Here is a 23,097-nt window from a genome sequence, read left to right on the forward strand (position 1 = left end):
CTTGTCAAAAGCCCCGATCTAACTTCATCTTGCCAAATAAACTCCGGGGGGCGCCGAAGGCGGGGGGCTGGCCCCTCAACGCTCTCAAACAGGCAGCATGGCCAGCGCAATGCGCCGCCCTTCGCTCAGCAGCACATTATAGGTTCGCGCGGCAGATGGGGACGACATCACCTCAATCCCCAGACCAGCGTCCTCAAGCTGGGCACGCAGCTCGGCCGGGATGTGCGCGATCTCGGCCCCTGTGCCCAAAAACAGAACATCCACCTGCCCCGCCAGCACCAAAAGCGGCTCTGCGTCCTCATATCCACCCCAGCCGCCGGTTCCCTTTGGCCCGGTCAACAAGCCGCCCTCGACCACCTCTCCGCCAATGCGGAAAAAGCCGGGGCCATAGCCCTCGACAGGCTGGGCGTCGGTATACGTGATCTCGTTAAGGCGCATGCCCCATCTCCCAAATCGGCAGGCCAAGAATAGCGGAAGCCGCAATGACGATATAGGCCACGGTGCGAAAAAGTCGCTCGGCCTTCGGGTCAAACAGCCACGCGCCCGCAACATTGGCGACCATGTAAAGCGGCACCAGAACCAGCCCGATCAACACGGCCTGTGCATCCAGCAGGTCAAACACCAAAAAGATGCCCAACATCATCACGTCGATACCCAGGAGGTACAAAAGGAAGTTCGCGCGGATCACGGCGATCGCCTTCGCAGACGCCATATACAACAGGATGACCGGAGGGCCCGGAATGCCCGCCAGACCGCCCAGGACTCCACCAAAGGCGCCAACCCCGGCAATCGTGCGCGGCCCCATCGGACCCGAATACCGCCACCCCGAAAGCAGAGCGGCAAGCAGGATCAGGATGGCCACAGAGACACCCCATCCAAACATCTCTGGATCGACAAAGGACAACGTCCACAAACCAATCGGCAAACCGATAGCCACGCCCAGCAACAAGAATTTCGCTTCGTTCAAATCTCCGTCGCGCCACGCGGCGCGCAGGTTGGGCAACGGTCCCCACAGCTCCACCACGACAAGAAAGGCAAGGGCGGCAAAGGGCGACAGAACCGAACTGGCCGCTGCCATGATGATCATGCCCGACCCGAACCCGGCAAAGCCGCGCACCAGTCCCGCCGCAATGATCGCCACCACCAGCCACCACAGCCCGGGCAACGCCAACGTATCGGTGATCAGCTGCGCCATCATACCCTACGGTCGCAGCGTTGCGCGCTTGGGCCTAGGGCCAGTTTGGGAACATGACTAAGCCAGGGAGGCTTCAAGCGTCCACATTCGCAAACTGGTTGCCCGCATTGGCATCCGGCTTGGACCAGTCCCGCTTGACCCCCAACCACAACAGGATGGTCGATGCGACAAAGACGGAACTATAGGTCCCGACGATCACCCCCCAGATCATCGCAAAGACGAACCCGCGGATCACATCACCGCCCAGTACATAAAGTGAGATCAGTGCCAAAAGCGTGGTCACCGATGTCATGACTGTCCGGCTCAGCGTCTCGTTGATCGAGATGTTCAGCACCTCGTTCAGCGGCTTCTTCTTGTACTTGCGCAGGTTCTCCCGCACCCGGTCAAAGACAACAACGGTGTCGTTCAACGAATAGCCCACGATGGTCAGAAGCGCCGCGATGATGGCCAGATCAAACTTGATCTGCAGTTCCGAGAATACACCGATGGTCAGGATGACGTCATGCACCAGCGCGGCCACGGCCCCTAATGCAAATTGCCATTCAAAGCGCAACCAGATGTAGATCAGCACCGCCCCGATGGCGAGGATCACGGCAATCGCCGCCGTCTGGATCAACTCGCCCGACACTTTGGGCCCAACTGACTCGACTGAGGGGAAACTTATGTTGTCGTAAGAAAATGCAACACGCTCCAGGACAAGTCCGTTCCCATTCGCCGCATCACTGATCTGCGACAGAATCTCAAATGTCTGCCCATTTGGAAACACAAATGTGGACGCCAAACCGTCGTCGGTTGGGATGCCTCCAAATTGAGCCACCCGGTCAGACAAAAGTGTTATCTCACCTGACGCCAGTGCAATATCTGCGATCAGCTTGCTGCCTGTCGCGTTACCAAGCGCATGTTGCACTTCGCGGATGGTCTCGGGCGTCACCGCCTCTTGACCCTCTTGCGCCTGGATACGGATCATCGCCACGTTCTGATCGGCATCAAAGGTGGGATCGAACACCTCGGTGATCGAAATGTCACCCAACTCCAGCACAGCCATCGCGTCGCGGTACACACCAATGTCGACCGGCTGCGTGCTTTCGGTCCGCACCGTGGTGCCCCCCCGAAAGTCGATGCCAAAGTTCAAACCCTGAATGGCAAAGGATGCAAAGCCCACCACCATCATCAAGGCCGAGATGCCCAACCAGATTTTCCACCGGCTGAAGAAATCGAAATTGGTGCCCTGTTTGACCAGCTTCAGTCGCATCTTACACCTCGATTGTCTTGGGGCGGCGGCGTTCAAACCACATCACCACCATCAGCCGCGTCACGAAGATCGCGGTAAACACGGACGTCAAAATGCCCAGACCCAGCGTGATCGCAAAGCCGCGCACTGGGCCAGAGCCCATGGCAAATAGGATCACAGCCGTGATGAAGGTCGTGATGTTGGCATCCAGAATGGCCGACAGCGCCTTCTCGTACCCAAGCTCAATCGCACGCGCGGGCCCCCTCGCCGACTTCAGCTCTTCGCGTATCCGCTCGAACACCAGCACGTTGGCGTCCACCGCCATCCCCACGGTCAGAACGATCCCCGCGATACCCGGCAAGGTCAGCGTCGCCCCGATCATGCTGAGCAGGCCAAAGATTAGGCCAATGTTGATGATCAGTGCAATGTTCGCAAACAGCCCAAACAGGCCATAGCTCAGCCCCATGAACACCAGCACGGCAGCAAAGGCGACCATGGTCGCGATCTTGCCCGCATCAATGCTGTCCTGCCCCAATTCCGGCCCAATGGTCCGCTCCTCAAGGAAGGTTAACTCCGCCGGCAAGGCACCTGCGCGCAACAGCACAGCTAGGTTCGTCGATTCCTCGACGCTGAAATTACCCGTGATAATCCCGGACCCGCCCGGAATATGGCTCTGGATCACAGGGGCTGACACGACCTCATCATCCAGAATGATCGCAAAAGGCGACCCGATATTCTCGGCCGTGTAATCTCCGAAGCGGCGCGCACCCGATGTGTTGAACCGGAAACTCACCGCAGGGCTGCCGTTCTGATCAAAGCTCGGCTGCGCATCGACCAGATCCTCGCCCGTCACAACCGGCGCGCTTTCGATGACATAGAACAGGCCTGGCTCGTCCAGCGAAGGCACCAGCTTGTTACCAATGCCCGGGGCTGCGTTTTGGTCCGACGTCCGGTTCACAACAGGGTTAAAGGTCAGCTGCGCGGTCTGTCCGATCAGTATCTTCAGCTCGGCCGCCGATCCGATACCCGGCACCTGAATAAGAATACGGTTACTGCCCTGGCGCTGAATGGTCGGCTCACGCGTCCCGGCTTCGTCAATCCGGCGGCGCACGATCTCAAGAGATTGCTGCACTGTCCGCTCATCCGAGGCCAACTTCTCCTCGTCGCTCAGCGAAACCACAATCACATCCGCACCGTCAGCCCGCACAACGATGTCGTTGGCCCCCGCCCTGGTCAGCGAAGCCACGGGCCGCGCCAGCGTCCGCACCACCTGCAAGGCGCGCTGCAAGCCCGCGGGCTCGCCAATGCGAATGCGCAGTTCGTCAGATGCCGAAGGCTGCAAGCGGATGGTGCCAATGGTCGCCCGCTCCGGGCGCAGAATATCCCGGATCTCGGGCCAGCTCGCCTCCATGCGGCTGGCATAGACATCCTCGACCTGTACCTCGGCCAGCAGATGCGCGCCGCCCCGCAGATCGAGACCAAGATTCACCAAAGACGACGGCATAAAGCCCGGCCACTGCGCGAGCATCGCCTGGTTCTCGGCTGTGTCCGCACCTATTTCGATGGCCTGTGCGGCATCATTGTGCTGCTCAACGCGGGTATAAAATCCGTTGGGCAGCGCCAGGATCAGACCCAGCGCGCACAGCGACCAGATCAGAACCCGTTTCCAGCTTTCGATCTGAAGCATTACTTCGCAGGCTCGGTCTTGTTCAGAACCTGCGCGATGGTCGACTTGACGACGCGAACCTTCACACCCTCGGCCAGTTCCACCTCGACCTCATTGTCTTCCTTGACCTTGGACACCTTGCCGATCAAGCCACCCTGAGTGACGATCTGATCGCCCCGGCGCAGCGCCTCAACCATGGAGGCATGCTCTTTGACCTTCTTTTGCTGAGGGCGGATCAGCAGGAAATACATGATCGCAAAGATCAGGATCAGGGGAATAAACTGGCCGATGGCTTCCATGGGAATTGTCCTTGGTCTTGGGGCGGAGTTTGGCCCGCTTCAGAGTTTGGCAGAACCTATGGGCGGGGGCGTGCGTGTGCAAGACGGAAACACCTGCGAAAGGGAGTTTTGATACGCTTTGCACGGCGTATCCGGTATGCCATCCTGCACCGATGCGGCTTGTTCAACTCACCGGCGTATTCCTGATCGCTCTTTCAGTACTTTTGTCGCTGGGCCCAAATGCGCACGCGCAGCAGTCGGGCCTGCCCCTGTTGCCGGAACAAGGTCACGCCGACTGGACAGCCATCGGGCGGCTTAACATCGCCGGGTTCCGCACACGGCGCGCCTGCACGGGGACGCTCATCGCGCCGCGCTGGGTGCTGACGGCGGCACATTGCGTCATCAGGCGCGACAGCACGACTGAACCACCGGGAAACGTCCATTTCGTGGCGGGATGGTTACGAGGAAATTTCGTCTGGCATAGCCCCGCAAAGTCGGTCCACCTTCACCCCGATATTGCGCGCGGCCCCGCAGCGGATGTGGCATTGATCAAATTGCAGAACTCAGCCCCGAAAGAGGTCGTCCAACCGATAAAGCTCGGCATGCCATCCGCCCGCACTGACACAACAAACGCAATCATAGGCTACCAGCATTCCCGTGACGCGATGCTAAGCGCTGCGTTCGATTGTCCCTTGACGCAGGCGCAGGGTCCGGTCCGCATTCTGAATTGCCCCGTCATTCCCGGCTTGTCGGGAAGCCCCGTCCTGTCGCGTACCCCAAAAGGTTGGCAGGTCAACGCTGTCGTCTCGGCCCGCGTTGAACACGGCGGACATGCGCAGGCACTGGTTGTTGCGCCAGGCATCTGGGCGTCCGAGACGACGGATCAATCTCCGTGAAACGTGCATGTTTACAAGGCTCCAAACCTCAACGAACCCGTATCCGAGCGCCACGATGGGGATGCACAGTGGGTGTGCGGATGCTGCACCGGGGGTGACACCCTGTTTGCCCCCCTTTTCCCGGCCCGCGTGATGGGGCATATGACCCCCACTGAAACACCAAGATCAGAGGCCAGACATGCACGACATCCGCGCCATTCGCGACAATCCCGACCGCTTCGACGCCGCCCTTGCGCGCCGTGGGGACGCTGCGATGTCGTCGTCTCTTCTGGCCTTGGACGAGGCACGTCGCGCCAAGATCCTTGCCGCCGAAACCGCGCAGGCCGAACAGAACAAGGCGTCCAAGGAAGTGGGCGCCGCCAAGGGCCGTGGGGACGAGGACGAGTTCCAACGCCTACGCGCCTTAGTGTCTGAAAAAAAAGCGGAAATCGCGCAGATGCAGGAAGAAGCCAAGGCGCTTGACGCCCAGCTGACCGACGCATTGGCGCGCATCGCCAACCTGCCTGCAAGCAACGTGCCGGACGGCGCAGACGAGGATGACAATGTCGAAATCCACCGTTGGGGCAACCAGCAAAACTTTGATTTCGAACCAAAAGAGCATTTCGAGATAGCAAGTGTCGCAGCCAGCATGGACTTCGAAACCGCCGCCAAAACCTCTGGCAGCCGCTTCGTCATGCTCAAGGGTTCCGTGGCCCGCGTCCACCGCGCGCTGGCTCAATTCATGATCGACACCCATGTCGACCAGAACGGGCTCACAGAGGTAAACAGCCCCGTACTTGTGCGCGACGACGCCATGTATGGCACTGATAAACTTCCCAAATTTGGTGAAGACAGCTATCGGACCGAGGATGGCATGTGGCTTGTCCCAACCTCCGAAGTGCCCCTGACCTACACCGTCGCAGGCGACATTCTGGACGAGGCCACCCTGCCCATCCGCATGACCGCCCACACCCTCTGCTTCCGGTCCGAGGCCGGTAGCGCGGGCCGGGACACGGCGGGCATGCTGCGTCAGCACCAGTTTGAAAAGGTCGAGATGGTGTCGATCACCCATCCCGACGCCTCCGAGGATGAACAACAGCGCATGCTCGGCTGTGCCCAAGGCATCCTCGAAGCTCTTGAAATTCCTTACAGAACTGTTGTTCTCTGCACGGGTGACATGGGCTTTGGCGCGCGCCGCACCTACGACATCGAGGCGTGGTTGCCCGGTCAGAACACCTATCGCGAGATCAGCTCGGTCTCGACCACCGGTGATTTCCAAGCCCGCCGCATGAACGCCCGCTTCAAGCCCGCGGATGGTGGAAAGCCGCAATTCGTACATACCCTGAACGGATCGGGTCTGGCTGTTGGTCGGTGCCTGATTGCCGTCTTGGAAAACGGTCAACAGGCCGATGGCTCGATCGCGCTGCCCAAGGCGCTGGCCCATTACTTAGGGGGCAAAACGACGCTCACAGCGGACGGAGCGCTGGCTTAAATCTTCAAGGAACCGGGGCGGTAATCGCCCCGCTTCTGTCGGCGCTCATCCACAGAAGCGTGGATTTCCCATTTGGAAATAGGACCTTGGCGCCACTTCTTAAACAAGGACCAACCGGTATCGATGTTCGCATCCGCCAGTGGGTCCGGGTCGCTGGGAGGGAATCGTTGTTCCGGTTCCAACGTCAATCGCCCCGCGCCCCGCACCACCCAATCAAGCGCAATCATCGACAACGGCTGTGCCGCGCCCGACCCGCCGACAACGCCATGATCGCCCACGAACCAAATCTGCTGATAAGGGCGCAGCGGCCCTGTATCGCCATGGTTCAGGCCATTGTCCCCGTCCAGATTGTCCCACTTCGCAGGCCTGTACATCACCCGCCGCTCGTCCAACGCAAGCGCGTGCCGGGCGGATTGCACAAGGCTGGACAACGCCATATCGTGAAACTTGTACTGCCTGTTCCACATGGATGCGATCGGCCCCAGCAGAGATGGCGGAATGCCTCGAGCCCCCACCGTGTCCCAAACCCCGAGATATGATATCTCGACCAGCCGGGACGCGTCATCGCGCCATGCCTGATCGGTGACAGAAGTACCGAACTTCGGTGACATCTCGCGGCGCGCTTCACGAATATGCGGAGCGTCAGGATGATTGCGCTTGCCCCGCTTGCGATACAAGTCAAACGCCGCATTCACCCCTTCTGTACTGGTGTCCGTGATGATCCCGCATTTACGGATCATCCCTGCGACCGAACGCGCCGTGAATGCGCCACGTGAGAACCCAAAGAGATAAATCTCGTCTCCGGCCTGATAGGCTTGGGCCAGAAACTGGTAGGCCTGCTTGACCTTGGCATCAAGCCCCCAACCGAACGCTCCGCCGCCCCACTTGTTGAGGAACTTCTTGACTGGGCCATCGAACCGCCTGTCGGTCCCGACACCGGCGAAATACGCCGCCACCTGTTCCTTGGCCGGATCGTTGACCAGCGCGCGCTTGAGTTTGTGCACGCTGGTCGGTTCTTGCATGTCCGGAGAGTTCCAGGTCCCGTCACAAAAGATAGCAATGCGTGTCATATCTATCCAAGTCCTTGAAATAAAGCCGAAAGCACTAATGTATGATGTTAAGGTTACCGGCCTTGCGAAATTTGTAAACGGTGGAAAACCATGCCTGCGTTTGTGCTGATCCTTGCTCTGACCTTTGCCGCATCCCCTTTTTGGGTGCCCAGTTTCGGGGGGTTCGATGCCGATCAGTTTCCGATCCCGCAAGTTGATCCGCCAGTGCAGCCCGAAGGCTACGCCTTTGCGATTTGGGGCGTGATCTATCTTTGGATGATTGCCGGTGCCGCCTTTGGAGTCATGCGGCGATGGAACGCCCCTGACTGGACAGAGATGCGCCTGCCACTTGCCGTGTCTCTGGGAGTTGGGAGTGTGTGGTTGCCCGTGGCTGTGCGCAGCCCGGTTTGGGCGACGGTGCTGATCTGGGTGATGCTGATCAGTGCGCTGATCGCCCTTTGGCGCAGCCCCCGGCTAGACCCTTGGGCCGCCGCCTGGCCTGTGGGACTCTATACAGGGTGGCTGAGTGCTGCGAGCTGTGTGGCCCTGGGTTTGCTCTTGGCAGGATACGGGCTGACATCCGAACAGACGGCTGCATGGGTGACGGTGTCGGCGGCCATTCTGCTAGCATTTGCGATCCAACGCAGTCTGGGCCGTGCGCCGACCTACGGCATTGCGGTGATCTGGGCCTTGGTGGCCATTGCGGTGCAGAACGCGTTTGACCCGCGATCTGTCGGGATGCTGGCCTTGCTTGGCGCCGCGGTCATGGTGTTGCCTGTGATCCGATCCGCGGTGCAAAAAACGTAGTGTCCCCGCGGGGACACGTTCATTTTCAACGCCTTAAATGCTTGAGGTTTGGTTAACGCGCTAGCTACGCCGCCCTTCGGTGTGTTTGCGCAGCTTGGATGGCCCTGCCTTTTTCCGCCCCTTGTAGGGGTTGGCATCATTTTGGCCGCGCATGAACAAACGGATCGGCGTGCCAGGCATATCAAAATCCAGCCGCAAGCCATTCACCAGATAGCGGTTATAGCTTTCTGGCACCTTGTCGGGATGCGAGCACATCACAACAAAGCCCGGAGGCCGCGTCTTGGCCTGAGTCATGTAGCGCAGCTTGATCCGCTTGCCTTGAGGCGCGGGCGGTGGGTGCTGTTCCAGCATACCCGTCAGCCAACGGTTCAGGGCGGCAGTCGGCACACGCCGGTTCCATACATCGTAGGCGCGCATGATAGCGCCGTGCAGACGGTCAAGGCCCCGACCCGTTTTCGCCGAGACGGTTACAAGCGGCGCACCCTTGAGCTGAGGCAACAGCCGTTCAAAACTTTCCTTGAGATCCTTCAACTTAGCCTGCTTGTCGTCCTCGATATCCCACTTGTTGATCGCGACGACCACGGCGCGCCCCTCGCGTTCGGCCAAATCAGCAATGCGCAGATCCTGCTGTTCAAACGGGATCGCGGCATCCAGAAGTACCACAACAACTTCGGCAAATTTAACGGCGCGCAAGCCATCACTGACCGAAAGCTTTTCCAGCTTTTCCTGTACCTTGGCCCGCTTGCGCATGCCCGCGGTGTCAAAGATGCGCATGGGCGTGCCGTCCCAATCCGTGCGCAGGGAGATGGCATCGCGGGTAATCCCGGCCTCTGGTCCCGTCAGCAGGCGATCTTCGCCGACGATATGGTTGATCAGGGTGGACTTGCCCGCGTTCGGTCGGCCCACAACGGCAACTTGCAAGGGCTTGGCGTTCGTAGGTTGAGGCACGTAGTCAGGATCGTCCTCATCCTCGTTTAACGTTACATCCGTTTCCGGGGCCTCTTGCGCATTCTTCTCTTCGTGAAGGTCGGCCAGAGGTTGCAGCTGTGCGTACAGGTCGTTCAGTCCTTCGCCGTGCTCGGCCGACAGACGGATTGGTTCACCAAGACCCAGCGAGAACGCCTCGATCACGCCTGCATCCGCCGCTGTCCCTTCGCCTTTGTTGGCTGCCAGCAGCACATGATCGGCCCGCTTGCGCAGGATGTCGGCAAAGATTTCGTCGGTTGGCGTCACTCCAGCACGCGCATCGATCATGAACAGGCACACATCGGCCATGTCCACCGCACGCTCTGTCAGCCTCCGCATGCGACCCTGCAGGCTGTCGTCCGTTGCTTCCTCGAGCCCTGCCGTGTCGATGACCGTAAAGCGCAAGTCGGCGAGCCGCCCGGCCCCTTCGCGCAGGTCGCGCGTTACGCCCGGCTGATCGTCAACCAACGCAAGGCGTTTGCCCACAAGGCGGTTGAACAGTGTGGACTTGCCCACATTGGGACGGCCAACAATGGCGAGTGTCATGGTCATGGCAGAAATGTATCCGATAGATCAGAGCGCGCACATAGACCATTCGCGCCCCCACTTAAAGGGGGCGAGGCTGCGGCTTAGCGATAGGCCAGCAATTGGCCCTTGCGCGACACGACATATAGGGTCTGGCCTGCCACCACGGGCGCGGTTGTTGCGCCCCCCGGGATTTCGGTTCGACCCGTCAGTCCGCCCGAGACCGGATCAAAGCTACGTAGTGTGTCGTCCGAGGAGGCGACAAGCAGACGACCGCCCGCTAGCACCGGACCGTGGTGCGCAAACACTTCGGATTGCCGCGCGGGACGGTCCTTGACGAAGTTTGGCAAGCGCGTACCCCAGATGCGGCTGCCATCTTCTGCACTCAGGCGAACAAGTTCGTTCCGGTCCGAAATCAGAAAGACACTGCCAGACACAGGCAGAACGGTATCAATCGCGCCTTCAGGGCTGGTCCAGATCGGAGTGCCGGATCCGGCATTCACCGCGACCGTGCGCCCCGATTGGTTGCCCGCATAGATTACGCCGTCCTTGGCAATGGGACGACCCGTAACATCGTCAACCTTGGACAGCGCGCGGCCTTGCCGTTCACCCAGCACAGATGCGTCCCAGCGGCGCAGGCCACCCTGACGGAACACCGCCTGCATTTCACCGGAGCCAAAGGAAAACACTGCCAGCCCATCGGTCACGATGGGGGCTGGCCCACCCAATACATTTGTTCTCGTTTCGGAACTGGTGACTTGCCACGCGATGCGGCCGCTGTCTTTCTCGATCGCCCAGCCGGTGTCGTCTCCGGCCATGACATACACCAGATCCTCAAAGGCTGTCGGTCGTCCGACGCCAATGGCTTCCAGCTCCTGTTCCCAAATCGTGCCGCCCGTCTCGACGTCAAGAGCTGTCAGCGTGCCAAGCCCGCTTGAGACAAACAGGATGTTGCCGTCGACAGCGAGACCACCGCCTGTGCCCTCGCCGCCCCGTGCGCGTTCGGTCAGGATGTCACGTTGCCAAAGCACCTGCCCGGATGTGGATACGGCCGTGACAGTCGTTTCTGCATCAAGCGTGAACACCCGGCCACCCGAAACAACGGGGTCAGCAACGATGCGATGTTTGCGGCTGTCACCGTCGCCGATGTCGACAGACCACACTGGCGTCAGTGTCTGTCCCAATTGCGGATGATCCGTTCGAAAAGCAGGTGTCCCAAAGCTTTGTGCGGCGTCCGCATTGGCGACTTGGGGCGGCAACGCGATGTCACGTGCGGCTTCGGTCAATGCATCGGCTTCAGTCGCTTCTGTGGTCAAAGCGGCCGAAACAGGCTCGCGCTTGCCAGGCAGTATGATTTCCCGTTCTGAACAGGCCGCGACAATGGTCAGCGCCACGGTTGCCAGCAGGATGCGTTTGCGGGTGTTCCAAACCATGCCCAAATCCCCCATCGTCCGACCCATCTTATTCTCCGGCGGTCTCTGTGGCCTCTGGCGCGCCGCCCAGCGCCACCATTGCCTGTAGGGCACGACGTTGCAAGCCCGGGGTCGCTTCGGCGTCATCTGTTATAGATTGGAAGCGCGCGATGGCCGCGTCCGGATTCCCGGTCTCGATATCGATCAGTGCCAGCTGTTCCTCGGCCAGAAGCCGCATGCGCACACCGGGAACCGCCAGCGCCTCAAAGCCTTGGCGCCGCGTGTCGGCATCCTGCGTATCGCTTTGCAGCATCAGTGATTTGAAAGTGGCGATCTGGCGATAGATCAGCGGCAGATCGGGGGATTGTGCGATAGGCTGCAAGGTTTGAACGGCGTCCTCTGGCCGACCGGCCTGCGACTGCGCGCCGGCGGTCATAAATGCCAGAATCGCGGCACCCTCTGGCGTGTCAGCGGTCACGCCCGTGAGGGCATCGGCCCGCGCGTCGTCTTCGTTCGCCGCGAGCGTCGCCAGCATCGCGTCACCAAGGGCTTGCGCCTTAGCCGCTTCCTGGGCGCGGCGGTATTCGTTGAAACCAGCGGCACCAACGATACCGACAATCACGATCGCAGCAATCCAGCCATAGCGTTTCAGATAGCCATAGAGGCGGTCGCGGCGCACCTCTTCGGTGACTTCGTCAATAAAGCTGTCGGTATCGCTCACGCCCGCGCTCCCAATATACGTGGCGGATTGGCTCCGCCTCACCCTTGTTTTCCGAGCTGTCTTACAGTGATGCCGCGCCCAAGCCAAGAGCGTGCATCTGCCATACGCACTGCGTCAATTGAGCATCATTGCGATGCAGTCGCAAAAAAAGTAATCTGAACTGGTTAGTTTAGACGTAAGACCTTCTATATTGAACCTGCCCCACCCTCATGTGGCGGGGCATTCGGTCTACCAGGGAAGAACACGAGATGCGGATTGTGTCGTTGATCTTGGCCATTGCAGTTGGCGCAGGGTTATATTTTTGGGTCATTGAACGTGAGCAGACGCTTGCATTTCTCGCCGAACGGACCGGCGGGCCGGAAACGGAATCGGCAGATACAACCGACGAGTTGGCATCGGCGGAAGCCGAGGATACGGCTCAGGAAACAGAGACCTTGATCAAAGTCGTCGCCCGCAAGTCGATAGCACGTGAAATCGACAATGCTGTTATCTTGCGGGGTCAGACCGAAGCTGCCCGCGAGGTCGAGATACGGGCTGAGACATCGTCTACCGTCATCTCCCCCCCGCTGCGCAAGGGGGCTTTCGTCGAAGCAGGCGAGTTGATGTGTCAGCTTGACCCCGGGACCCGCGCCTCGGCCCTCGCCGAAGCACGCGCACGTCTAGCAGAGGCCATGGCCAGCAAGACCGAAGCCGAAAGCCGCGTGCCCGAAGCCGAATCCCGTGTCATCGAGGCCCAAGCACGCATTGACGAAGCGTTGGTGAACCAGAATGCAGCTCGCCGGTTGAGCGAAGGCGGGTTTGCCGCTGAGACACGTGTAAAGAACTCCGAAGCTGCCCTTGCGGCCGCCGAAGCCGCCTTTGAAGGTGCGAAGGCGGGTGTGACGGCTGCCAAGTCCGGTCTTCAAAGTGCCGATGCCGCGATCGAAAGCGCTGCAGCAACTATCGCCACCGCGGAAAAGGAATTGGAACGCCTGGACATCCGCGCACCGTTCTCGGGCCTTCTTGAGAGTGACACTGCCGAGTTGGGCACGTTGCTGCAACCCGGGTCACTTTGTGCCACGGTCATTCAGCTTGATCCGATTAAACTGGTCGCCTTTGCCCCTGAAACCGAAGTTGCCCGCGTTGCAGTCGGCGCAACCGCAAGTGCCCGCCTTGCCGCTGGCGGCCAGGATGTCGCTGGCAAGGTCACCTTCCTGAGCCGATCCGCTGACGAGACCACACGTACGTTCCGGGTTGAGATTGAAGTCCCAAATGCCGAGCTGAGCATCCGCGACGGGCAGACGGCCGAAATCGCCATCTCAGGCGCGGGCGAAAAAGCGCATCTTCTGCCTTCGTCGGCGCTGACGCTGAATGAAAATGGCGTATTGGGCCTGCGCACGGTCGACGATGTTGGCCTTGTTGCCTTCAATCCGGTCAACGTCGTGCGTGATACTGCGCAGGGCATCTGGCTGACCGGGTTGGCGGACAAGGTCAATGTGATTGTCGTGGGGCAGGAATTCGTGACTGCAGGGGTCACAGTCGCACCCACCTTTCAGGAGCAGACCCAATGACCGGTATTGTTGACTGGGCCGCGTCCCGTGCGCGTATGGTTGTTGCCTTCATATGCCTGTCCATCCTTGCAGGCGGCCTGGCTTATATTGTGCTGCCCAAGGAGGGTGAGCCGGATATCGAAATCCCGACCCTGGTGATTTCACTGCCCTTCCCCGGCATTTCCGCTGCGGATTCGGAAACCCTGCTGATCCAGCCGATGGAAACCGAATTGGCGGATCTTGATGGTCTGGACCGAATGACGTCCACGGCAGCCGAAGGCTACGCCAACGTGGTCCTGGAATTCGAATTCGGTTGGGACAAGACCAAGGTTCTGGCCGATGTTCGGGATGCCATGGATAAGGCCGAAGCAGACTTCCCCGACGGGTTCGAGCAATACACGGTCGACGAATTCAACTTCTCAGAATTTCCCATCATTATCATCAACCTGACCGGTCCAGTGCCGGAACGCACAATCGCGCGAGTGGCAAAGGATTTACAGGACGACATCGAAGGGCTTGATGCTGTTCTGGAAGCCACCCTCGTCGGCAACCGCGATGAGATGGTCGAGGTCGTGATCGACCCGCTGCGACTTGAAGCCTACAATGTGACAGCTGGTGAGTTGATCAATGTTGTTCAGAACAACAACCAATTGATTGCGGCCGGAGAAATCGAAACGGCCCAGGGCGCATTTGCCGTCAAGATTCCGTCATCTTTCGACGAGGCCCGCGATATTTATGACCTGCCTGTCAAAACCAACGGAGACCGGGTGGTAACGCTGGGCGACCTGGCCCAGATCAACCTGACATTCGAGGATCGCGAGTCGACCGCGCGGTTCAACGGGAGCGAAACCGTGGCTTTGCAGGTGGTCAAACGGAAGGGCTTTAACCTGATCGATACCGCGACCGAAGTGAAGGTACTGGTTGATGAAAAGGCCGCCGAATGGCCCGATGGTCTGATCGCCGCAGTAGAGGTGGGCACATCCAACGACATGAGCCGCGAGGTTGCGTCGATGGTCGGCCAGCTTGAAGGGTCGGTCCTGACCGCTATTGCGCTGGTCATGATTGTCTCGCTTGCCGCCCTTGGACCGCGCGCGGCCGTCCTTGTGGGGTTTGCCATTCCGACCTCGTTCCTGCTGTGCTTTGTTCTGCTGGCGATCATGGGGATTTCGATCTCGAACATCGTGATGTTCGGTCTGATCCTGGCCGTGGGTATGCTGGTCGACGGCGCCATCGTTGTTGTCGAGTATGCTGACAAGCGACAGCAGGCCGGTGTCGGTCCGATGCGATCCTATGTCGAGGCCGCGAAACGGATGTTCTGGCCTGTTGTCTCATCAACGGCGACAACGCTTTGTGCCTTCCTGCCCATGCTGTTCTGGCCCGGCGTGCCGGGTGAGTTCATGGGCATGTTGCCCGTAACGTTGATCTTTGTTCTGTCGGCTTCCTTGATCGTGGCGCTAATTTACCTGCCTGTCATGGGCGGAGTTTTAGGGCGGTTTAGTGCATTTGTATCGCAGCAGAGTCTGCAAATTTCGCGCTTGCCCTGGTTCGTACTTACTCCGATGGCAGTCTTAGGCGTTGGCATTTGGACTGCAATTTTTGCTGGAATCGGCATGTGGCTTACCGGCTCGCTGCCGGAAAGTGATCCGAACGCACCGCCGCCACCACCGGTCCAAGCAATCATTGATGCACTTTCCAATATGGATCAAGCTGACATCTTTGGTTCGGTTTTGCCGACATTTGGCCAGGTGTTCTTGATTGGCTTCGCACTTGCCGCCGGATTGGCAATTGTTCTGGGCATCGCGTTCTATCTCATGCTTGCCGCCACTGCGATGTTCCCAATATTCGGCCGGTTCGCCGGATGGTTCCGCGGAGTCGCGGGTCTCAGACAAAACAGGAAGGTTCGCGCTGGCTATCAACGTTCCGGTTTTGGCTACGCAATTCAGAGCATTGTCGGAAACCCGGTGATGCCGCTTGTGATGATCGGCTTTGTGTTTGTCTTTGTCGGCACAACGCTGATCTATTTCATCAACAACAATCGCGGCGTCGAATTCTTTGTCGAGACCGAACCCGAACAGGCCATTGTCTATGTGCTGGCGCGCGGGAACATGTCGCTCGAGGAAAAGGACTCACTGCTGACACAGGCAGAAGAGATCGTTCTGGCGCACCCGGGGATCAAGAGCGCCTTTGCCTTTGCTGGTGCTGGCGGGTTGAACGCCAACACCGGTGGCGCGCAATCGCCCCGTGACACAATTGGTCAGATACAGCTCGAAACCATTCCGTGGGAAGATCGCCCCGACGCGTCAGAGCCGTGGTTTACTGTGCCCTTCGTTGACTACACTGTCATGCGTGAGGTGAAGGCCGAAGACTTTGACGGAAACACGGTGCTGGACGAGCTTTCGACCGAGCTGGCGCAGATCCCCGGCATTCGGACCGAAGTGCTTGCACTGGCCCAAGGCCCGGCGTCTGCCAAGCCCGTTCACCTGCGCATCAAGGGCGATGATTGGGACGATCTGCTGGAATCCGCGGCAGCGGCCCGTGCGCAGTTTGATACCCTGCCCGGCCTGACCCGGATCGAGGACACGCGCCCGCTGCCCGGCATCGACTGGCAGATCGACGTGGATGTGCAAAAAGCAGGCCGTTACGGTGCGGATGTGGCAACCGTTGGTGCCATGGTGCAGCTTGTGACCCGTGGTCTGTTGCTGGACACGATGCGCGTGGACACGTCGGATGAAGAGATCGAAATCCGCGTGCGCCTTCCCGAGGCAGACCGGGTGCTGTCCACACTTGATACCCTGAAGGTGCGGACGGCGGACGGTCTGGTTCCACTTGCGAACTTTATTACCCGCACACCGGTGGCCGAACTGGCGCAGATCAGCCGAGTTGATCAGAAGCGCTATTTCGACGTGAAGGCCGATGTGCTGGATGGGTTGCAAAAGGTGGTGCGCCCCATTGATCAGGATGGAGCAGAGGTCGAACAGATCTTGGCGACCGTACGCCCATCGGCAGACGCCATCTTTTCGGTCGACGGTCAAGGCTTTGCGGTGTTCGCGATGGCCCCCGAGGGAGCGTCACTTGATCTTCAGGCGGGTCTGAATTCGGGCGAGCTGCGTCTCGTCCCGGTCAACGCGAATGAACGTATTGCGGAGTTGACCAAGTGGATCGATACGTCGCCCTTTACGACCGGTATCGACAGTGAATGGACGGGGGACCAGGAAGACCAGGCCGAGTCGAGCGCTTTCCTCGGCCAGGCGTTCCTGGGTGCGCTTGGGTTGATGTTCATCATCCTGCTTGCACAGTTCAACTCGTTCTACAACTCGCTGCTGGTCCTGGGGGCGGTTATCCTGTCCACGGCGGGTGTGCTGATCGGTATGCTGGTGATGGGTCAGGCGTTCTCGATCATCATGACCGGGACGGGCATCGTGGCGCTGGCAGGCATCGTGGTGAACAATAACATCGTGCTGATCGACACCTATCAGGAGTACGAAAAATACATGCCGCGGATCGAGGCGATCATTCGCACAGCACAAGACCGTATCCGGCCCGTTCTGCTGACGACGATCACCACGATGGCCGGCCTTGCCCCGATGATGTTTGGTCTGTCGCTGGATTTCGGCGACGGCGGCTATACCGTCAACAGCCCGACCGCGCTGTGGTGGAAGCAACTGGCGACGGCCGTGGTCTTTGGTCTTGGGATCGCGACAGTGCTGACGCTGGTGGTCACGCCTTCGCTGCTGGCGGTTCGGGTCTGGATCGTCACATATGTGCGTTGGATAAGCCAATTGCTGGCCAAGCTGTCCATGGGCCGCGCCAGCCGTGCTGCACGGGACTGGGCATTGACACGCGACACACGCACCGTTGGCAACCAGGAATTGGTATGGGATTTCGGAGACGAGCCAAGCCACACCGACGCAACGCAACTGAAAAAGTCGCTTGCGACTGCGCCTCTCAAGGCGGCGGAGTAACGTAGAGCACGGTGCCGGTGACGTTTGTTTGAATGCCACCGGCACGCCATTTTCTAGTCAGACTGGACCATTCGGAAACACGTCATTTCGATCTGCCCGGCACACAGGAAGCGATATGGGATTGGCTGGTGCCCGGCCTTGAGCAGTCAGGCGGTGCGCCCTGGGAACCGCTGCTGAAAAAAATAGAGGAACGAACCGATCAGAAGCGCGTCTTTGATGTTGGATACTGCTTGGGATACGCGCGGTTCGAACATCAGACCATCGAATATGAAACTGTCAGCTATCCCAAACATGCGCGCTATGTGTTCCAAGGCGAGATGAACCCGGCCAACCGGAACCTGGTCCGAGGCACGATGGAATTCACAATCGAACCCATCGCCGAAACGAACCGCTGCAGGGTCACACTGGCCCGCAACCGCCGGTCGGTGTTGGTGCGCGAGGGATTATTGATGTGGTTCGACGACGCGCTTGGCGATCAGGTTGACCACATACGTGCCAAGTGGAACGATAAATGGAATTGGAGCATGTCTGGATAGATCAGACGTCATGCTGCGCTATTGGCCTGAGACGCCTGCTATTCCACCGTTTCGTCCGCCTGTTGCCGATACCAAAGTTGGGCATAGCGTCCGTCCTTGGCCAGCAACTCGTCATGCGTGCCGGTTTCCACGATTTCACCCTGTTCCAGCACGATGATCCGGTCCGCCTCGGCGATGGTGCTAAGTCTGTGCGCAATCGTCAACACCGTACGCCCCTGCCCCGCCGCGTGTAGCGCGTCTTTGATCTCTTGTTCGGTCTCGGTATCCAGCGCGCTTGTTGCCTCATCCAGAAGCAGGATCGGTGGGTTCTTGAGCAAGGTGCGGGCGATACCGACACGCTGCTTTTCCCCGCCAGACAGCTTCAGGCCACGCTCGCCCACAGCGGTGTCATAACCTTCCGGCAGCGCCTGAATGAAATCATGAATTTGTGCGGCCCTGGCAGCCGCCTCTATTTCCGATTGGCTGGCATTATTGCGCCCGTAGGCGATGTTGTATCTAATCGTGTCGTTAAACAGCACAGTATCCTGCGGCACGACGCCAATGGCTGCATGCAGGCTGTCCTGCGTCACATCGCGCACGTCCTGCCCGTCTATGCGAAGCGCCCCGGCACCCACATCGTAGAACCGGAACAAGAGCCGACCGATCGTAGATTTGCCTGACCCTGTTGACCCGACGATGGCAACCTGCTGTCCCGGTTCCGCAGTGACCGAAACACCCTTGAGGATCGGGCGCGCGGGATCGTATCCGAAATGAACGTCATCCAGCTCGATCCGTCCGCCCGTGACGTTCAGAACTTTGGCATTCGGGGCATCCACAACCTCGGCTGGTTGTTCCAGCAGATCGAACATCTCACCCATGTCGACAAGGGCCTGCCGAATCTCACGATAGACGGTGCCAAGGAAGTTCAACGGCATAGTGATCTGGATCATGTACGCGTTGACCATGACGAAATCGCCCACGGTCAACGTGCCGTTCTGCACCCCGATAGCGGCCATGACCATCACCGCCACCAGACCTGATGTAATGATGACCGACTGACCGAAATTGAGAAACGCCAAAGAATAGCTAGTCTTGAGCGCGGCAGTTTCATACCCCTCCATCGCCTTGTCATAGCGGCCCGCTTCTCGTGCTTCAGCCCCGAAATACTTGACCGTTTCGAAGTTGAGCAGACTGTCGATCGCCTTTTGGTTTGCGTCGGTGTCCTGCTCATTCATCACGCGCCGCAGTTTTACCCGCCATTCGGTCACGGCAAAGGTGAACCAGACATAGAGCCCGATAGTGACGGCCACGACGACCAGATACCAAACGTCGAACAGGATGGTCAGGATGACGCCGATCATCAACAGTTCCAACACCAGCGGCCCGATGGAGAACAGAAGGAAGCGCAAAAGGAATTCGACCCCTTTCACCCCCCGTTCGATGATACGGCTCAAGCCCCCGGTCTTGCGCGTGATATGGTAGCGCATGGACAGGCGGTGGATGTGCTGAAACGTTTCCAGCGCCAACATTCGCAGTGCGCGCTGTGCCACACGGGCAAAGATGGCATCGCGCAGCTGCTGGAAACCCACGTTCATCAGGCGCGCGATGCCATAGGCCACGGTCAGGCCGATAGCCCCCAGCGCCAGATCGGAAACACCTTCGCCACCTAGCACATTCACCGCATCGCGATAAAGGATGGGCGTATAGACCGACACCATTTTCGACAGCACAAGCGCCAGCATCGCCAGCATGACGCGTTGCTTTACCCACGGCTTGTCAGCTGGCCATAGATACGGCGCAACCTTGCGAATGGTGCGCATTCCCGAGCTGCGCTCGGACTGGCTGACATCCTTGTTAGGATCATTGGACGGAGTTGTCGGATCGGCGGGTGTAGCCGAGGCCGAAGTGTCTGCGGGCATAGAGAGGCGTTCCTGACGTTCAGGTGTCACTATCTAGGACACGTAACCCCGACTTGCCAGCGCCAGCGCGCATCGTTTTCTAATTTGGCAGTGCAAAAACCTGACCTGGGAAAATTAGATCCGGATTGCGGATGCGGTCGCGGTTGGCTTCGAACACCTGGACATACAGCGTGCCCTCGCCATAACGATCACGGGCAATGGCCCATAGGGTGTTGCCGGCTTGGACAGTGATCTGCTTGGCCGGTGCATCCGCGTCGTCGGCTTCTGCCAGAACCTCGGGATCCTCACGCCGGAACGGCGTTTCGACCCGGCTTGTCACCTGTCCGGCGTCATTCAGTTCGTCCACGCGCAGTGTGTATGTGCCAGTGTCGATCTCGGGCAGTTCACCCTTCCACTTCCCATCGTCGCTGACATCAATATCTGCGATCGGGGTATTGTTGACGTAAACGCGCACTGTATCCGCATTTGGCTGCGCGCGACCGGCAAGCTCCACTTCCCCTGCGCCAGAATAACTGATGCTATCAAGCGCGATGTTGTCCAGTGCTTCCGGAGCCACGTTGGCCAATACCTCAACTCCGTCTGCCGTTGATTTCAGAACAGTGACTTGCGTGTCAGGCTCTTGAACAACGTCCTGGGGCTCGTCAGCGGTACGAGCTGTGTTACTTGCACTATCCCGAGGCCGGTTGTTCGTTGCGTTCGCGGGGACCTCCTGAGCCGATTTTGCTTGCGCAGTCTCCTCGCGCGGGGTTTCCAGCGGCGTTGGTGCCTCCACCGCTTCTGGCTTAGAAGGTGTGGACTGTGGCGCTTCCGGCTCTGATGGTGCCGCCGCCACGTCGTCAGACGGCTCCTGCTTTGCAACAGGTGCGACCTCCGCCAAAGCCTGCGGTGTCACACCTTCAGCAGGCTCTGGTGCGGGTTGCACCTGCGGGGCAAGGATCACTTCGTCGACTGAAGCAATCTCGTCCTGGCCGACGCGTTGAACCACCGTGAGCACTTGCGCCTTCGGACTTGGCGGCAGGATAGTGATTGCAGCAAAGCTGCCCCCATCATCTGTTGTCGTTTCTGTATTCTCTGCCCCGTCCAAAAACACGGCGACCTTGCTTCCGGGGACTGCGCGCCCTGCAATCACCGTGAGGCCATCCGGTTCGACCCGCACTTCGTCTATCGAGGGTGGATCGGGCTGGATGGTCTGTTCGGGTTTGGCGTCTATCCCCTGCTCCGGTTCAACAGCAGTCACCTGTGGCAAGTCCTTTGGTGCGACGGCAGCAATCTGCGGCGCTTGCGCCGTATCGGACCGGTTTGCGTTGATGTACAGGCCAACGCCGACCGCCGCCGCGACAACGACAATCGAGGTGCCCGCCAAAGCACCTGTCGATCCGGCAAATGCCGCCCATTTGGACATGTTGACCCTTTCCACCGCACCGGTTTGCCCGGTTTCGTTGCGCTTGCATAACAGGCAGCGCTATAGCGGTCAAAAGAACGGCGTCACAAAACCATCACTTTCGCGCGCCCGTTACAGGAGCACCACATGTCCCCATTTTCCGTCTGCGTCTATTGCGGCTCGCGCCCCGGCAACGCCCCCCGCTACACGGTCGAAGCGGAAGCCCTTGGCAGCGGTATCGCAGAGCGGGGATGGCAGCTTGTCTATGGGGCGGGCGATGTCGGGTTGATGGGGTCGGTTGCCCGCGCGGCCCAGGCGGGCGGTGGTGATACTTTTGGCGTCATCCCACGTCATTTGGTCGACTGGGAAGTCGGCAAGACCGACCTGACCCGCTATGTGGTGACCGAGACAATGCATGAACGCAAGAAAGTCATGTTCATGAACTGCGACGCGGTGGTCGTGCTTCCCGGTGGGGCAGGATCACTGGACGAGCTGTTCGAAGTGTTGACATGGCGGCAATTGCGGCTGCACGAGAAGCCTGTCGTGCTGGTCAATATCGATGGCTATTGGGACCCCTTGATTGCGCTGCTGGATCACGTTGTTCACGGTGGGTTCGCCGACGCGTCGCTTCTGGATTACTTCCAGGTCACCGACAGCGCGCACGCGACATTGACTGCGCTTGGCAAGAATTTGATCTAAAACGGAAAAAGGCCGATCACAACGACCGGCCCTTCCGCTTGGTTTTGATGTGCCAGCTTACATCCGGCCAGCAACATTTTCCCAGTTCACCAGATTGTCGAGGAAGTTCGTCAGATAGGCAGGCCGTTTGTTGCGGAAGTCGATGTAGTAAGAATGCTCCCACACATCGCAGCCCAGCAGTGCCGTCTGACCAAAGCACAACGGATTCACGCCATTTTCGGTCTTGGTAACCTTCAGGCCACCGTCCTTGTCCTTGACCAGCCACGCCCAGCCCGAGCCGAACTGACCAGCACCTGCAGCCGAAAACTGGTCCTTGAACGCATCAACCGATCCAAAGCTCTCGGTTAGGGCCTTTTCCAACTCACCCGGCATCACATTATCGCCTGGGCCCATCATTTCCCAGAACTGGTTGTGGTTCCACAACTGGCTGATGTTGTTGAAGATACCGTTCTGCGCGACCGCGTTCGCATCATAGGTGCCGACAACAATCTCTTCGAGAGATTTGCCGGCCCATTCGGTGCCTTCGATGGCCTTGTTGCCATTCACGACATAGGCGTTGTGGTGCAGGTCGTGGTGATATTCCAGCGTTTCCTTGGACATGCCCTTGGATGCAAGCGCGTCGTGAGCATAAGGAAGATCGGGAAGTTCAAAAGCCATGGGGGCCCCCTTTGTAGTATTGCAAGGTCGTGCCTGACAGATTGTGCGCGGACGGGCAAGTTCAAGGCAAGACTGTCTCGAATTTAGCCTAGCCGTCGAGCTGACCTGGATGGCATTGCCCTCGAGCATTGATGGAATTGATAACGCGTCTGAGCCACCCGGAGACCGTAATTTCCGTGCGTCCTTCGTTCAAAACCGCACGATATCCAATCGTTGCG

19 protein-coding genes are annotated in these 23,097 nt (G+C 59.2%); 7 read left to right on the plus strand and 12 right to left on the minus strand.

Going from position 1 to position 23,097, the window contains the following annotated elements; all coding sequences use genetic code 11:
• Nucleotides 1-84 precede the first annotated feature (84 nt).
• The 5 genes from Q1A75_RS04420 to yajC form a co-directional block, all read right to left on the minus strand.
• Nucleotides 85-438: an Mth938-like domain-containing protein gene (locus Q1A75_RS04420; protein WP_299549479.1), complete on the minus strand. Its 354-nt coding sequence runs from the start codon at nucleotides 436-438 to the stop codon at nucleotides 85-87.
• Nucleotides 428-1,195, minus strand: a complete 768-nt coding sequence (locus tag Q1A75_RS04425; RefSeq protein WP_299549481.1) for a sulfite exporter TauE/SafE family protein — start codon at nucleotides 1,193-1,195, stop codon at nucleotides 428-430. The genes Q1A75_RS04420 and Q1A75_RS04425 overlap by 11 nt, the downstream gene beginning before the upstream one ends.
• A 73-nt stretch (nucleotides 1,196-1,268) precedes the next feature.
• A complete protein-coding gene (gene secF / locus Q1A75_RS04430; RefSeq protein WP_299549484.1) occupies nucleotides 1,269-2,447 on the minus strand; it encodes a protein translocase subunit SecF in 1,179 nt (392 codons plus the stop codon).
• Between the two features lies 1 nt (nucleotide 2,448).
• On the minus strand, nucleotides 2,449-4,113 hold the full coding sequence (secD, locus tag Q1A75_RS04435; protein WP_299549487.1) for a protein translocase subunit SecD: 1,665 nt from the start codon (nucleotides 4,111-4,113) through the stop codon (nucleotides 2,449-2,451).
• Entirely contained in the window at nucleotides 4,113-4,391 is a 279-nt protein-coding gene (yajC, locus tag Q1A75_RS04440) for a preprotein translocase subunit YajC (protein ID WP_299549490.1), read from the minus strand. The genes secD and yajC overlap by 1 nt, the downstream gene beginning before the upstream one ends.
• Nucleotides 4,392-4,543: 152 nt before the next feature.
• On the opposite strand from yajC, the gene Q1A75_RS04445 reads away from it, so the two are divergent.
• Together Q1A75_RS04445 and serS are read left to right on the plus strand one after the other, a co-directional pair.
• Entirely contained in the window at nucleotides 4,544-5,266 is a 723-nt protein-coding gene (locus tag Q1A75_RS04445; RefSeq protein WP_299549492.1) for a trypsin-like serine protease, read from the plus strand.
• Between the two features lie 178 nt (nucleotides 5,267-5,444).
• The gene (gene serS / locus Q1A75_RS04450) at nucleotides 5,445-6,737 is read left to right on the plus strand and encodes a serine--tRNA ligase (RefSeq protein ID WP_299549494.1); all 1,293 of its coding nucleotides are present in this window, start codon (nucleotides 5,445-5,447) and stop codon (nucleotides 6,735-6,737) included.
• Here serS and Q1A75_RS04455 read toward each other — a convergent pair.
• A complete protein-coding gene (locus Q1A75_RS04455) occupies nucleotides 6,734-7,807 on the minus strand; it encodes a DUF2235 domain-containing protein (RefSeq protein ID WP_299549497.1) in 1,074 nt (357 codons plus the stop codon). The genes serS and Q1A75_RS04455 overlap by 4 nt on opposite strands.
• A gap of 90 nt (nucleotides 7,808-7,897) precedes the next feature.
• Between Q1A75_RS04455 and Q1A75_RS04460 the strand changes: the two genes are divergently transcribed.
• Entirely contained in the window at nucleotides 7,898-8,593 is a 696-nt protein-coding gene (locus Q1A75_RS04460) for a hypothetical protein (RefSeq protein WP_299549500.1), read from the plus strand.
• Between the two features lie 60 nt (nucleotides 8,594-8,653).
• Here Q1A75_RS04460 and der read toward each other — a convergent pair whose 3' ends face one another.
• The 3 genes from der to Q1A75_RS04475 all read right to left on the minus strand — a co-directional run bounded on the left by der (nucleotide 8,654) and on the right by Q1A75_RS04475 (nucleotide 12,217).
• Nucleotides 8,654-10,111: a ribosome biogenesis GTPase Der gene (gene der, locus Q1A75_RS04465; protein ID WP_299549502.1), complete on the minus strand. Its 1,458-nt coding sequence runs from the start codon at nucleotides 10,109-10,111 to the stop codon at nucleotides 8,654-8,656.
• Nucleotides 10,112-10,188: 77 nt separating this feature from the next.
• Nucleotides 10,189-11,544 carry a PQQ-like beta-propeller repeat protein gene (locus tag Q1A75_RS04470; RefSeq protein WP_299549504.1) on the minus strand — a complete coding sequence of 452 codons (1,356 nt, stop codon included), beginning with the start codon at nucleotides 11,542-11,544 and terminating at the stop codon, nucleotides 10,189-10,191.
• A 1-nt stretch (nucleotide 11,545) separates the two neighbouring features.
• Entirely contained in the window at nucleotides 11,546-12,217 is a 672-nt protein-coding gene (locus Q1A75_RS04475; protein WP_299549507.1) for a tetratricopeptide repeat protein, read from the minus strand.
• Between the two features lie 248 nt (nucleotides 12,218-12,465).
• Here Q1A75_RS04475 and Q1A75_RS04480 point away from each other — a divergent pair, with 248 nt between their 5' ends.
• Genes Q1A75_RS04480 through Q1A75_RS04490 form a run of 3 tightly spaced genes read left to right on the plus strand, consistent with a single transcriptional unit; the run spans nucleotide 12,466 to nucleotide 18,244 of the window.
• Entirely contained in the window at nucleotides 12,466-13,767 is a 1,302-nt protein-coding gene (locus Q1A75_RS04480; protein ID WP_299549604.1) for an efflux RND transporter periplasmic adaptor subunit, read from the plus strand.
• Nucleotides 13,764-17,708 (plus strand): efflux RND transporter permease subunit, encoded by a 3,945-nt coding sequence (locus tag Q1A75_RS04485; RefSeq protein ID WP_299549510.1) that lies wholly within the window; start codon nucleotides 13,764-13,766, stop codon nucleotides 17,706-17,708. The genes Q1A75_RS04480 and Q1A75_RS04485 overlap by 4 nt, the downstream gene beginning before the upstream one ends.
• A gap of 32 nt (nucleotides 17,709-17,740) precedes the next feature.
• On the plus strand, nucleotides 17,741-18,244 hold the full coding sequence (locus tag Q1A75_RS04490; protein WP_299549513.1) for a hypothetical protein: 504 nt from the start codon (nucleotides 17,741-17,743) through the stop codon (nucleotides 18,242-18,244).
• A gap of 38 nt (nucleotides 18,245-18,282) precedes the next feature.
• On the opposite strand, the gene Q1A75_RS04495 is transcribed toward Q1A75_RS04490, so the two are convergent.
• The gene (locus Q1A75_RS04495; protein WP_299549516.1) at nucleotides 18,283-20,142 is read right to left on the minus strand and encodes an ABC transporter ATP-binding protein/permease; all 1,860 of its coding nucleotides are present in this window, start codon (nucleotides 20,140-20,142) and stop codon (nucleotides 18,283-18,285) included.
• A gap of 79 nt (nucleotides 20,143-20,221) precedes the next feature.
• Nucleotides 20,222-21,544, minus strand: coding sequence for a LysM peptidoglycan-binding domain-containing protein (locus Q1A75_RS04500; protein ID WP_299549519.1), 1,323 nt, complete (start codon nucleotides 21,542-21,544; stop codon nucleotides 20,222-20,224).
• A gap of 126 nt (nucleotides 21,545-21,670) precedes the next feature.
• On the opposite strand from Q1A75_RS04500, the gene Q1A75_RS04505 reads away from it, so the two are divergent.
• Nucleotides 21,671-22,222, plus strand: a complete 552-nt coding sequence (locus tag Q1A75_RS04505; protein WP_299549521.1) for a TIGR00730 family Rossman fold protein — start codon at nucleotides 21,671-21,673, stop codon at nucleotides 22,220-22,222.
• A 57-nt stretch (nucleotides 22,223-22,279) separates the two neighbouring features.
• Here Q1A75_RS04505 and Q1A75_RS04510 read toward each other — a convergent pair whose 3' ends face one another.
• Nucleotides 22,280-22,879 carry a superoxide dismutase gene (locus Q1A75_RS04510; RefSeq protein ID WP_299549524.1) on the minus strand — a complete coding sequence of 200 codons (600 nt, stop codon included), beginning with the start codon at nucleotides 22,877-22,879 and terminating at the stop codon, nucleotides 22,280-22,282.
• Nucleotides 22,880-23,097 lie beyond the last annotated feature (218 nt).

The sequence above is a fragment of the uncultured Tateyamaria sp. genome (genome assembly GCF_947504105.1).
Classification (GTDB): Bacteria; Pseudomonadota; Alphaproteobacteria; order Rhodobacterales; family Rhodobacteraceae; genus Tateyamaria.